This is a genomic window from Pseudomonas kielensis (genome assembly GCF_014236655.1).
GTDB lineage: Bacteria > Pseudomonadota > Gammaproteobacteria > Pseudomonadales > Pseudomonadaceae > Aquipseudomonas > Aquipseudomonas kielensis.
The window spans coordinates 336,796-348,778 of record NZ_JACMYG010000003.1 but is presented as its reverse complement, the minus strand read 5'-3'; the positions used below and the strand labels follow the sequence as shown (position 1 = coordinate 348,778).

The window sequence follows — 11,983 nt, the reverse complement described above, 5'->3', positions numbered from 1 at the left end:
GGCGAGTGGGGCGGCTATGGTGGGGACGGTGTTTGATTACATCGATGCCGCTGATAACTACCTGAATGAGAAACGGGGATTAGGCAGCCTTTACCTACTCAGAGCGACTGCACAAGCAGGAATAGGCTTTTTTTCGGCGGCGATCGGCTTGGCGCTGGCCGGCCCTTTTTTAGAGTACCTACTGAAGAAGCACGGCTCGAACCACGTGATGCTGAAGCTATTACAACCTGCGGTTACGACATCAACTTTACTGTCTCTGCGCATGGCATACATGCTGCGCTGGTGTATTTACATAAACATTACCACGCTGGCCCTGACGCTCACCCTTGAGTTAACACTACCAAACGCCCTACAAAACTTTTTGAAGCATAGTACCTTCCGAATAAATCGCGACCTCGGAACCCCAGCGTCGGAAGAGCAAGAGCTCAGAAATCTAAATAACGCCATCAAAGAAGCTCTCTAATGTATCTGTACGAATGGTGCATGCACTGGAGCAAAGGGCAAACCACTTACGAGCAACGCGCGGAAAATGCCCGAAATTTACAGCGCAAACCGGGCCAAGCAGAACTGCATAGCCCTGAGGGAGTGAAAGAGTCGATATCCGCCCAAGTAACAGATAACGAATCTGTGTATGCCTACAATGAAACCTACCTGGACATCCGAACGCCAAATGATGAGAAGAGAGGACTGATCACCCTGGCTATTGGTGGTGTAGGAGGTACAGTTCTATGGGGGTGCTTGCTTTCACTATCCCTGGTATTACAGACGCTACTTGGACTGGACAAATATAGAGATGAGCCCATGCCGTGGGACTTTTATTTATTCGCAATAGTCGCCATTAGTGTTTCATGCGTTTCCTTTTACCTGTACTTTAAGTACGTCTTCCCGCACCTGCGACTTGAAGCCTTTACTAGTCGCCGCCTGATAATTCGATTCAACCGTATTACCCAGAAAGTCTATTTGCTCCGCCCTCCTCACATAGGAGGCACGCTGATCATGGACTGGGACAAGGCCGGCGTTGTTATAGATAAAGCCATGAGTGAAGCGGAGGGTACAGGTGGCTTCGTGATTCTTGGCTGGGACAAGGGCGACGGTATGACTCTTCAGGGTAAGCCAACGCAGGATGTGGAGCTGGCGTTTATCGGAAAACCTACCCGCAGCGCAGCCGAACTCCTGGCGTTCTGGGAATACATCCGCCGCTACATGGAGTGCGGCCTCGATGCAGCGCCCAGACCCCAGCGGTTGATTTGCAAGTTCCCCTGGCCGTGGAACTCCTTCAAGGCCGCATGGCGACTGGACACTAGTTTTCTCGGCAATCCAGCGTTGTGGCTATTTATCTCTATCAACCTGCTGTTGTTACCAGTGATCCTGATCCACGGTTTTTTCCACTGGATATCGTTGCTGCTTTGCTACGAACCAAGATTTCCGAAAGCCATCGAGCAGGCGGGACAACCATCGAAAAGTGCACGCTAAATAGTGGGGGGATACGTTCAATACGAAACCTGTCTACCCAAAGCTATAGCGCAGGTAATCGCTGATATTTATGCTGCACCATTTTTGTCCCCTACCTCACTGGAGGTAGTGCAACTAAATGCCCCGCAAAACCATCTGCAGCATCGCTGCTTTCGTATAGATCGATTGGAACACTTATCAATGAAGGCCAGGGCCTGAAAAATATGCAGAAAGCTATAGAGTTGACGCTCTGATGTATTTGTATGAATGGCTAGCCTTCGATGGGCGCGAAAAAGTAGATTATCAAAAATTGGTGGAGGAGACAGAAAAACAAAAAACAAAAGGTGGAAAAATACCGCCTATCACTGTGCAGCACAGCGTTTCGAACACTGTATCCGACAACGAATCGCTGTATGAGTACAACCAAACATACATTGATGTTCGCACCCCAAATGATGAAAAGCGAGGCGCTCTCACCTTGGCGGCCGGATCTGCGGGCATACTGTTAATATCCATGCTTGCTGTCATTGCAATGAATTTATTGGAAACCATTATTGAAACTCATGCTTCCTCATTCCCATGGAGCGCTTACATATTTTCATTCGTGGCACTTCCCGTCTCGGGGGCCTCACTGTATTTATACTTCAAGTATGCTTTTCCTCACCTACGTTTAGAGGCCTTCACCGCCCGCCGCCTGATCGTGCGTTTCAACCGCATCACCCGAAAAGTCTACCTTCTGCGTCCTAAACACCTTGGCGGCGTAGTCGCGCTGGACTGGGACAAAGCCGACGCCTGTCTCGATCCCACTATGTCCGAAGCTGAAGGCATCGGCGGATTTGTACTGCTGGGTTGGGAAAAGGAAAGTCATGGGGTTTTTGACGCCGAAGGCCAGCCCAAAGACGACTTCGAAATCACTTTTGTCGGCAAACCCACCCGCAACGCCTCAGAACTCCTGGCGTTCTGGGAATATATCCGTCGCTACATGGAGTACGGCCCCGATGCCGCCCCCAGGCCCCAGCGGTTGATCAGCAAGTTCCCCTGGCCATGGAACTCCTTCAAGGCCGCGTGGCGATTGGACACTGGTTTTTTTGGCAAGTCGGCAGGTTGGTTTTTTATCTTGATCAACCTACTGCTGTTGCCAACAATCCTGATCCACGGCTTTTTTCACTGGGTATCGTTACTGCTGTGCTATGAACCAAGGTTTCCCGAGTCTATTGAGCAGGCAGGCCAGCGTCCATAACTGACCTGCGAGCCATTCAGGCTGATTGAAAGTGCGTAGAGCCGATCAATCCTCCACCTCATAAACCGCCTGAAACCGGCTGACCGTCGCGCAGTCATAGCAAGTCGTTTGCAGCATCACTTTGTCCATCCAGACATCGATGTTGCAGGAGTCGCACTCGCGGCAGAACAGGTGTGCGGATGGCTGCCCTGCTTCGTAGCCGGTTGAGGTGGCAAAAAACCTGGGGAGTAGTTCGTCACGCCAGTACACCCCGGGGGACTTGGCAAAACCGGCGCTACTGTCCTTGAGGACTACGTCGTACAGCAAACGATGCAGTGCGGATTTGGTGACGCGCGAGTCACGATAGGATGGTCGTCGCCAGCCTTCGGCCAGGGCGTGTTGAGCGGTACTCAGTATGTAACCGGGAATGGTATTGGAGGCGTGGGTGCGGCCTTTGGAGTTGCCGGTGGCAAAAAAGTGTGCGGCATTTTTGACTGCCAGTTTGGCGAAGTAATAAATCTCGCTCACGGCAAAGTCCTGCAGGAGTTGAGCTATTACCGCTTCACCGCGACTGGCGGCGGAAAACACCAGATCAACTTCCTCAGCCAACACCCGGATGTAACTTAGCGATTCTTCCCGGGCCAGACTGAACATCAAGGCATACAACTCGCTCTTCCAGTTGGCTGGAACAACACCGGACAATTCCTGGTACAGCGCGCCATACAGTTCGTCACAAGGGCAACGCATACCAGCGTCAAGGGCGACATTGGGTAACCAGCGCACGGCACAGAACCGCCGGATCCGGTAATCGGCCCCTGGATCGAACGCCTGGATATCCGAGTCGGCGTCCACCCGCAGTACCCCAGCCTCATAGAGGTTTTTCAACAACTCCTCGGCGGTCGCTGCGCTGGGGGCCAGGCTTTCGTTGCGGTTCGCCCCCTCCAGCGGGGCGATGCTGTCGTTACCCGGCTTGAATCCTTCGAGCAACGCCAGCAGGGCCAACTTCTGCACGAAACCCAGGCTGGCATAGGCCACCGGCGGCCCGCCCGGCGAGTAACGCTTAAGCAGCTGCTCGCGGTCGCGCTCGGCCTGGGCGGCGACCTCCTGCTGCCGGACTTGGTAACAAGCCGTGCAGGTGCAATGGCTATGGCGCCGGTACTGGCCGACCGGCACTGAGCGGTGTTCACACCTGACACACTTGAACGCGGGCCTGAGCGATGCCGGGGTGCCCTTGGCGTAGCGTTTCGCCCACATCGGCAGATTGCAGTAGGGACACTTCAATTGTTTATCGAGCAGCGGCGGCAATACCGTCAATAAACTTCTGACCGCCACCGGGATCTTGTACTCGGCAATCAGGTCGCTGGTTTTTTCTCCGGCCAGATAACGCTGGTAAAGCTGCTCTATTTGCTCTTCGGACAGATGCTTTACTTCACCCAGCAACTCGAAATACGGTTTCATTCAAAGCCTTCCCTCATCTATCAACTTGCCCTGCACTCCCTTGCACTGAGGGTTCAAACGTACGGGACAAAGAGCGCTGCAAACAAGCAAAAACTGGCAAACCGTTGTTATTCCTACGCCCTCTCCTATCCCTACAACAACAGCGGAACGTTCATTGCCACACGAAGTATTTGGCTTAAGGAAAACACCTACAAATCTCCTGAAACGCGCCCTCCAGCGTTCGACTTCAATCATTCCCCGCTCAAAACTAGCGAAGCAAAAAATGCCCGGGGCTGGCAAAATCGCCCTTTGCCTGCCAACACCGCGCACCGCGCCAGGACTGCTCACATGCAACTGACCACCGCCCACCTGATCGCCAACCCGTGCGATGACGAAGAAGACAACCTGGCGATGCTGTGCTGCCACAGCAATCAGGGCGACATGTTCCTGATGACCCGCTACCCGGACGAAGACGAGCTGGAAATCACCCTCGACGGCGAACCCTCCACGCTTGACGGCGTCAAGGTCACCCTCAGCCCTACCCGCCTGCTGATCGAGATCGCCGCGGCCGACGCCGACGCCCTGAACGGTGACGATCACCTGGAAATCTTCCACAGCACCGCCGCCGCTGACCTGGCCGAGGTTGAAGAAACCTTGCAGAACATCCTCAAGGGCACCGGCACCTACCTGAGCGAGCTGTAACGGACAGCTGATTTCTTGACAAGAAATCAGCACACGGGCATTGTCTGACAACCTGACCTACGAGCCACACTCCTCATGCTTCAGCTACAGCGCCCCGACTCTCTGGTTGAACGAGTGGTCAACGCGATCCGCGAAGAAATCGAATCCGGCCGCCTGACCGCAGAATCGCGCCTGCCCACCGAACAGCAACTGACCGAACAGTTGAACGTCAGCCGCTCGGTGGTGCGTGAGGCCGTGGCCCAGCTCAAGGCCGATGGCATCCTGATCAGCCGCCGGGGTCTGGGCTCGTACATTTCCCAGAATCCCAACGGCACGGTGTTCCGTTTTCCTAGCCAGAAAGGTCGCAAGCCCGACCTGGTGCAACTGTTCGAAATGCGCCTATGGACCGAAACCCAGGCCGCCTCCATCGCCGCCCAGCGCCGTGACGAAGCCGACCTGCTGCGCATGCGCAGTGCCTTGCAGGAAATGCACGACAAGCGCAGTGACTTTGCTGCGGCCGCCCTGGCCGACGTCGAGTTCCACCGCGCAATCGCCGATGCCAGCAAGAATGACTACTTCGTTGCCTTCCACGATTTCCTGCGCGGCCAACTGGCCGAAGCTCGGCGCCGTGCGTGGGAAAACTCCGCAGCGCACTCGGTGGGCGGCTCGGCCGATGCCGGACGCGAACACCAGGCCCTGTACGAAGCCATCGCCGCTGGCGACCGTTACCAGGCGGCCGCCTGTGCCGAAGCGCACCTGCGCGCAGCGGCCACACGCCTGAAGATTGACCTGCCCAGCATCGACTGATTACCGGCAACATCGAGGACGCCATGACACGGCGTCTTTTTTACCGAACACTTTGTCTGACAACCTGATAAGCAGACTCTCTGCCAGCAATCCAAGGTGACACCTGCATGATTTATGACTATTGCATCATCGGCGGCGGCATCGTCGGCCTCGCCACCGCCATGGCGCTGCTCGAACGCCAGCCCGGCGCCTCCTTGCTGATCCTGGAAAAGGAAGCGGTGCTGGCGCAACACCAGACCGGGCACAACAGTGGCGTGATCCACGCCGGCATCTACTACGCCCCCGGCAGCCTCAAGGCTGACCTGTGCAAGCGTGGCGCCGAGGCGACCAAGGCGTTCTGCACCGAGCACCGGATCAAGTTCGACGTCTGCGGCAAGTTGCTGGTGGCCTCGACACCGTTGGAAGTCAGCCGCATGCACGCGCTGTACGAGCGCTCGAAACAGAACGGCCTGAAAGTCGAGCAACTGGATGCGGCCGAGTTGCGCCGCCGCGAACCGAACATCGTCGGCCTGGGCGGGCTGTTTCTCGATGCCACCGGGATTGTCGACTACCGCCAGGTGTGCCAGGCCATGGCTCGGGTAATCGAGGCCGCGGGGGGAGAAATCCGCCTGCAGACCAGCGTCAGCGCGATCAGCGAAAGCGCCGACAGCGTCACCATCAGCAGCCTCGACCAGGTCTGGCAGGCCCGGCAACTGGTGGCGTGCGCCGGCTTGCAGTCCGACCGCCTGGCGAAGCTGGCCGGGGTCAAGATCGACCATCAGATCATTCCGTTCCGTGGCGAGTACTACCGCCTGCCAGCGTCCAGGAATGAGATCGTCAACCACCTGATCTACCCGATTCCCGACCCGGAGCTGCCGTTCCTGGGGGTTCACCTGACGCGGATGATCGATGGCAGCGTCACGGTTGGCCCCAACGCCGTGCTGGGCCTGGGCCGAGAGAACTATCGCAAGTTCTCGATCAACTGGCGCGACGTCGCCGAGTACGCGAGCTTTCCGGGTTTCTGGAAAACCATCTGGAACAACCTCGGCTCCGGCACCACGGAGATGAAGAATTCGCTGTTCAAGCGCGGCTACCTGGAACAGTGCCGCAAGTACTGCCCATCGCTGGAAGTCGACGATTTGCTGCCCTATGAAGCCGGGATCCGAGCCCAGGCAGTCATGCGCGACGGCACCCTGGTGCATGACTTCCTGTTCGCCGAGACGCCACGCATGGTGCACGTGTGCAACGCCCCTTCGCCGGCCGCGACCTCGGCCATTCCCATCGGCCAGATGATCGCCGAGAAAATTCTCAAGAATCGCTGAACCCCGCTGCACGGGTGGCCTCACCCACTAAAAAATAACTACAAAGACCAAAGGAAATCACCGATGTCGGTACATCAAGCGGCCCCGACCGCCCCGGAAACCCCACTCCAGAAGCAAAAACGCCTGCGCAAGGTGGCTGCCGCGACGATCTTCGGCTCAATGCTGGAGTGGTACGACTTCTACCTGTACGCCACCATGGCGGCGATCGTCTTCTCGAAAATCTTCTTTGACCCGAGCAACCCCGCAGTCGCCTCGCTGCTGGCCTTCTCGACCTTTGCCATCGGGTTCATCGCTCGCCCGTTCGGCGGCATTCTGTTCGGCTACCTGGGCGACCGTTTCGGCCGCAAGCAAGTGCTGGTCATCACCTTCTGCATGATGGGCGTGTGCACCACCCTGATCGGGTTGATTCCCAGCTATGCCTCGATTGGCATCTGGGCACCGATCATCCTGGTGCTGGTGCGGATCATCCAGGGCCTGGGCGCGGGTGCCGAACTGTCTGGCGCAGCGGTCACTTCCTACGAACACGCCAGCGAAGGCAAGCGCGGCAGCCAGGGTGCCTGGCCGGCCCTGGGCCTGAACCTGGGCTTGCTGCTGTCGTCGCTGACCGTCTACGTGCTGACCATGAATGGCAATGAATTCCTGTTGTCCGGCGGCTGGCGCATTCCGTTCATCTGCAGCATCGTCCTGGTGGGCGTGGGCCTGTGGGTGCGTCGCAGCATTCCGGAAACCCCACAGTTCAAGGAACTCGACGCAACCGTTGCCAAGCAACAGGTTTCGCCGCTCAAGCTGCTGTTCAAAAATGACCTGAAGGGCCTGGTGGTGGTGCTGTTCGTGGCGATTGGCTACAACGCCCTGAGCTACATCTTCAAAACCTTCTCCCTGGCCTACCTGACCCAGTTCAAGGGTGTCGAAGCCCATGTCACTTCGTTGTCGGTGACCATTGCCAGTCTGGTGGCGATCGTTGCCGTGCCGTGCTTCGGCTGGCTCTGCGATAAGTGGAGCAGCAAAAAGGTACTGATGCTCGGCGGTCTGCTCTCGGCGCTGTTCGCCTATCCGTTCCTGACCCTGCTCAACACCGGCGAGCCGTTGATGATTTACCTGGCCATCGCCATCGGCACCGGGATCCTCGCCCCCATGATGTTCGCGCCCCAGGGCTCGTTCCTCAGCCGTCAGTTCCCGACTCAGACCCGCTCTTCGGGGTTTGGCACCGGGCGTGAAATCGGTACGGCGATCGCCGGCGGTCTGGCGCCCTTGGGCGGGCTGGCGTTGGTGGCCAACTCGGCGACCCACTCTACCGATGGCGTGGCGGTGATTTTGCTGATTTCCGGGGTGCTGGTGGTGGTGTTTGCGCTGTTTGACCAAGGGCGCAAGCATTCCAACTTCAAGAACTAGCGTTTGCTGTGAGGCCTGACAGGGATTGCGGACCGGACACATGAACGCTACGAAGACCCAGGCCACTCGTCAGCACTGGTAATACTGACAGTTGCCAATACCGGGCGTTGCGCATTTGCTGAGTGACAACAAAGCCAACGCCCCGGGTATGCCATGAGAGCCATTAACAACGGATGGACGATTGCATTTTTATTCACGCTGACCCTGCCGTTACTGACGAGCGCGGCCAACTTGCCGACAAAGGAGCTGATCCTGCTCGTCAGGCCTGAGGCGATCGTTTCCCACACGGCAAACAACACCTCCAACAGCCTGGCCCCCTTGACCGAAATCCAACGCCTGGCCCCGAACCTCACACCCCTCGTGCCGCCTTCCAGAACACGCACAGTGGAGAGTCTGCAGGCCTTGCAACGGCACAGGCTGGATCGTTACTTCGTCATCGATGTTGGCGCAATGAGCCAACAGCAGGTGAAACAACTGACGTTGCAACTGCGGCAACTGCCGTCAGTGGAATCAGTTGAACCTGGACCACGGGTCGATGGCATGCGCGCCGACACCGCCGAGCCGATCAGGCGAATCAACCCGCAAATCCCCGACTACACGCCAAGGCAGCATTACCTGCAAGGCCGGCAAGCCGCCTCGCCCTACGCTATCGGCGGGGTAAACGCTGTGGAGGCCTGGAAAGTACCTGGCGGCAAAGGCCAAGGCATTCGCGTGATTTCCTCAGAGGTCACTCATTGGTCGTACGAACATATCGACTTGCCACCGCCCTATACGGAACTGACGGCCGGTGCAGTGGCCGACTATCATGCCACCGCCAGCGTCGGGGTGATTGCGTCCCGGGAGAATGGCTTCGGCACCACCGGCATCGTGCCGCTCGCGCAAGTCGGTTATCTGCAATGGAGCGACGCCCGATTGGTGCAGATGGCTGAGCGCCTGGAAGCCGGCGACGTCATCCAGTTGGGGGTCCAGTACAACTACACGCCATTTCCGGACGTCGGCTGTACAACCAATTGCATGATGCCGCTTGAATACAATCGATTGGTGCGCGACACCATCACTTATCTGACCGAGGAAAAAGGGATCCACGTGGTCCTGGCGGCCTCCAACGGCAACATCAACCTGGATCATCCTTACTTCAGTGGGTATTTTGATCCAGACCAGTTTGACTCCGGCTCGATCTATGCCGGCGCGGTCAATCCCGATAGCGGATTGCGCTCATACTTTTCTCAGTACGGCCGGCGGGTCGACGTGTTCAGTTGGGGCGCCAAGGTCACCACCACGACCCACAGCGCCACCAACCCGACCACGGGCTACACCCATACGTACAGCGGCACTTCCTCGTCCAATCCGATCATTACTGGCGTCGTCGCCGCGCTGCAAGGTGTTGCCCGCGCCAAGGGCCTGGGCAACCTCCCACCGAAAAAGCTACGTGCGTACCTTGTCGCCACCGGCTACCCGCAAGCCAATGGCAACCGAACCGAAATCGGCGTGCAGCCTGATCTCGACGCTGCCATCCAGAAAATGCTCGCCGACAACGCCAATCTGCCGCCCACCGGACGCCTGGCCCTGCCAGAAGAAGTGCAATCGGCACAGACGTTCACCGCCCATATCCATGCCGAATCGCCCTCCAACAGACCGTTGACCTATCGCTGGAATGCCGCAGGTTTCAAGCCTGACACCGGCAATGAGGCCACCTTGATACTTCAGGCGCCAACGGTGGCCGCCGATACCAGGATGTCCATCTCCGTCGAAGTGTCCGACGGCACCCAGAGCATCACACTGACGGACAGCCTCACCCTCAAGGCAGCGTCGATCAGCGCAACGCTGATCACCCCCGCGACCGCCGTGTCGGGCGATCTGGTTCCGGTACGGGTCGAGGCACGCAGCGCCACTGGCAAACCGCTGAGCTACGCATGGTCGGCCTCGACCTCGCTGCAAGGATCGCCAGGCAATGCCGCCAGCGGCCATTTCATCGCCGCGCCGGTCCAGAGCGAGGTCCTGGCCACCGTGTTTGTGACAGTCCAGGACGGCACCCATACGCTGCGAACGCCGACCAACGTGATCAAGATCCGCCCACGCCAGGATGGAACACGCCCGGTCCCGGTCATTACCGGCCCAGGCACCATTGAGGCGGGCAAGCCGCTGCTGCTGTCGGCGACGGCGTCAACCGGCAGCAATTTACGTTTTTCATGGTTCGCGCAAGGCTTCACCCCAGAGACGTCAACCCGCCCGACGCAAACCTTTGTCGCCCCAGACACTGCCGGCCAATACAGCGTCCGCGTCACGGCGGTCGATGACGCAAACCAGGCCGAGGTGGCCGATCATCCCGTCACGGTGACAGCGCCTCCGGACCCAGGCCAATGCGCCGACACAGCGCCGTGGGACGCCACCAGGCTCTATCAGACTTATGGCGAGCCGGTGTCGTACAACGGCAAGCTCTACAAGCAGAATTTCTACAACATCAATGAACAGCCAGACATCAACTCCGCCGACTTTGGCAAGCCATGGCTGACCGGAGTCGATTGCCCGTAAGTCAGCGCAGCCGGCGAATCCTCGAGGGGGGCTCGGTATGAGCCCCCCACTCGGCACCGGAATGGATACACCCACCCACTTATTTGCAGATTTTCCCCGGTGCCGTTAGTCGCCAGGGGCCCGGATAGATTAAAGTAGCAGCCCCTGCCCGGGCGCTCTTGATGCTGTGTACCCCAGGCCTCTTCCAGGAACACTCGACGATGGAACACCGTGAAGCGCTGCTGGCGCTGCGAACCTTTCTTTCAACGCAGATTCTCGGCCAGGAAAAGCTCATCGAGCGCTTGCTCATCGCCTTGCTCGCCGACGGCCACATGCTGGTCGAAGGCGCCCCGGGCCTGGCCAAGACCAAGGCCATCAAAGAGCTTGCCGAAGGGATCGAAGCCCAGTTCCATCGTATCCAGTTCACCCCCGACCTGTTGCCCGCCGACATCACCGGCACCGAGATCTATCGCCCGGAAACCGGCAGCTTCGTGTTCCAGCAAGGGCCGATCTTCCACAACCTGGTGCTGGCCGACGAAATCAACCGCGCTCCGGCCAAAGTGCAGTCGGCGCTCTTGGAGGCCATGGCCGAACGCCAGGTCAGTGTCGGACGCAGCACTTACGAGCTGTCACCGCTGTTCCTGGTGATGGCCACGCAAAACCCGATCGAGCAGGAAGGCACTTACCCGCTACCCGAAGCCCAGCTCGACCGCTTCCTGATGCACGTGAAAATCGGCTTCCCGGACGCCGGCGTCGAGCGGCGGATCCTGCAGCAGGCGCGCGGTGAGGCGCTCAATGGCGAAACCAAACCCGAACGCCGGGTCAGCCAGCAGGCGATTTTTGCTGCACGCAAGGAAATCCTCGGCTTGTACATGGCCGACGCCGTGGAGGAGTACCTGGTGCAGCTGGTGATGGCCACCCGCACACCGGGCAAGTTCGACCCGGAAATGGCCGAATGGATCGCCTACGGCGCCAGCCCCCGGGGCTCGATCGCCCTGGACCGCTGCGCCCGGGCCCACGCCTGGCTGGCCGGTCGCGACTTCGTCAGCCCCGAGGACATCCAGGCGGTACTGTTCGACGTGTTGCGCCACCGCATCATTCTGTCCTTCGAAGCTGAGGCCGCCGGTATCGACCAGGACCGCGTGGTCCAGCGTATTCTCGACGTCGTAGCCGTCGCTTGACC

At 58.6% G+C, this 11,983-nt stretch carries 10 protein-coding genes; 9 read left to right on the top strand and 1 reads right to left on the bottom strand.

The window, feature by feature from the left end:
- The 3 genes from H7995_RS04845 to H7995_RS04835 form a co-directional block, all read left to right on the top strand.
- The coding region (locus H7995_RS04845; RefSeq protein ID WP_206684470.1) for a hypothetical protein at positions 1 to 463 on the top strand (463 nt) is incomplete at its 5' end.
- On the top strand, positions 463 to 1,473 hold the full coding sequence (locus H7995_RS04840) for a DUF6708 domain-containing protein (protein WP_244647601.1): 1,011 nt from the start codon (positions 463 to 465) through the stop codon (positions 1,471 to 1,473). The genes H7995_RS04845 and H7995_RS04840, both read left to right, overlap by 1 nt.
- Before the next feature lie 232 nt (positions 1,474 to 1,705).
- On the top strand, positions 1,706 to 2,692 hold the full coding sequence (locus H7995_RS04835; protein ID WP_182340269.1) for a DUF6708 domain-containing protein: 987 nt from the start codon (positions 1,706 to 1,708) through the stop codon (positions 2,690 to 2,692).
- Positions 2,693 to 2,737: 45 nt separating this feature from the next.
- On the opposite strand, the gene H7995_RS04830 is transcribed toward H7995_RS04835, so the two are convergent.
- Positions 2,738 to 4,129: a hypothetical protein gene (locus H7995_RS04830; RefSeq protein WP_166591172.1), complete on the bottom strand. Its 1,392-nt coding sequence runs from the start codon at positions 4,127 to 4,129 to the stop codon at positions 2,738 to 2,740.
- Positions 4,130 to 4,456: 327 nt separating this feature from the next.
- Between H7995_RS04830 and H7995_RS04825 the strand changes: the two genes are divergently transcribed.
- From H7995_RS04825 to H7995_RS04800, 6 genes are all read left to right on the top strand, one after another.
- Positions 4,457 to 4,810 (top strand): hypothetical protein, encoded by a 354-nt coding sequence (locus H7995_RS04825; protein ID WP_166591171.1) that lies wholly within the window; start codon positions 4,457 to 4,459, stop codon positions 4,808 to 4,810.
- 75 nt (positions 4,811 to 4,885) lie between these two features.
- Positions 4,886 to 5,596, top strand: coding sequence for a FadR/GntR family transcriptional regulator (locus H7995_RS04820; protein WP_166591170.1), 711 nt, complete (start codon positions 4,886 to 4,888; stop codon positions 5,594 to 5,596).
- 107 nt (positions 5,597 to 5,703) lie between these two features.
- Positions 5,704 to 6,897, top strand: a complete 1,194-nt coding sequence (lhgO, locus tag H7995_RS04815) for an L-2-hydroxyglutarate oxidase (protein ID WP_185818066.1) — start codon at positions 5,704 to 5,706, stop codon at positions 6,895 to 6,897.
- A 63-nt stretch (positions 6,898 to 6,960) separates the two neighbouring features.
- On the top strand, positions 6,961 to 8,289 hold the full coding sequence (locus tag H7995_RS04810) for an MFS transporter (protein WP_166591168.1): 1,329 nt from the start codon (positions 6,961 to 6,963) through the stop codon (positions 8,287 to 8,289).
- Between the two features lie 231 nt (positions 8,290 to 8,520).
- Positions 8,521 to 10,821 (top strand): S8 family peptidase, encoded by a 2,301-nt coding sequence (locus tag H7995_RS04805; RefSeq protein WP_185818065.1) that lies wholly within the window; start codon positions 8,521 to 8,523, stop codon positions 10,819 to 10,821.
- Positions 10,822 to 11,021: 200 nt separating this feature from the next.
- Positions 11,022 to 11,981, top strand: coding sequence for an AAA family ATPase (locus tag H7995_RS04800; protein WP_166591166.1), 960 nt, complete (start codon positions 11,022 to 11,024; stop codon positions 11,979 to 11,981).
- The last annotated feature ends 2 nt before the right edge of the window (positions 11,982 to 11,983 follow it).

Coding starts and splice junctions, on each gene's coding strand:
- lhgO (WP_185818066.1), top strand. CDS start 5,704: ATGATTTATGACTATTGCATCATCGGCGGCGGCATCGTCGGCCTCGCC.
- H7995_RS04810 (WP_166591168.1), top strand. CDS start 6,961: ATGTCGGTACATCAAGCGGCCCCGACCGCCCCGGAAACCCCACTCCAG.
- H7995_RS04825 (WP_166591171.1), top strand. CDS start 4,457: ATGCAACTGACCACCGCCCACCTGATCGCCAACCCGTGCGATGACGAA.
- H7995_RS04840 (WP_244647601.1), top strand. CDS start 463: ATGTATCTGTACGAATGGTGCATGCACTGGAGCAAAGGGCAAACCACT.
- H7995_RS04820 (WP_166591170.1), top strand. CDS start 4,886: ATGCTTCAGCTACAGCGCCCCGACTCTCTGGTTGAACGAGTGGTCAAC.
- H7995_RS04800 (WP_166591166.1), top strand. CDS start 11,022: ATGGAACACCGTGAAGCGCTGCTGGCGCTGCGAACCTTTCTTTCAACG.
- H7995_RS04830 (WP_166591172.1), bottom strand. CDS start 4,129: ATGAAACCGTATTTCGAGTTGCTGGGTGAAGTAAAGCATCTGTCCGAA.
- H7995_RS04835 (WP_182340269.1), top strand. CDS start 1,706: ATGTATTTGTATGAATGGCTAGCCTTCGATGGGCGCGAAAAAGTAGAT.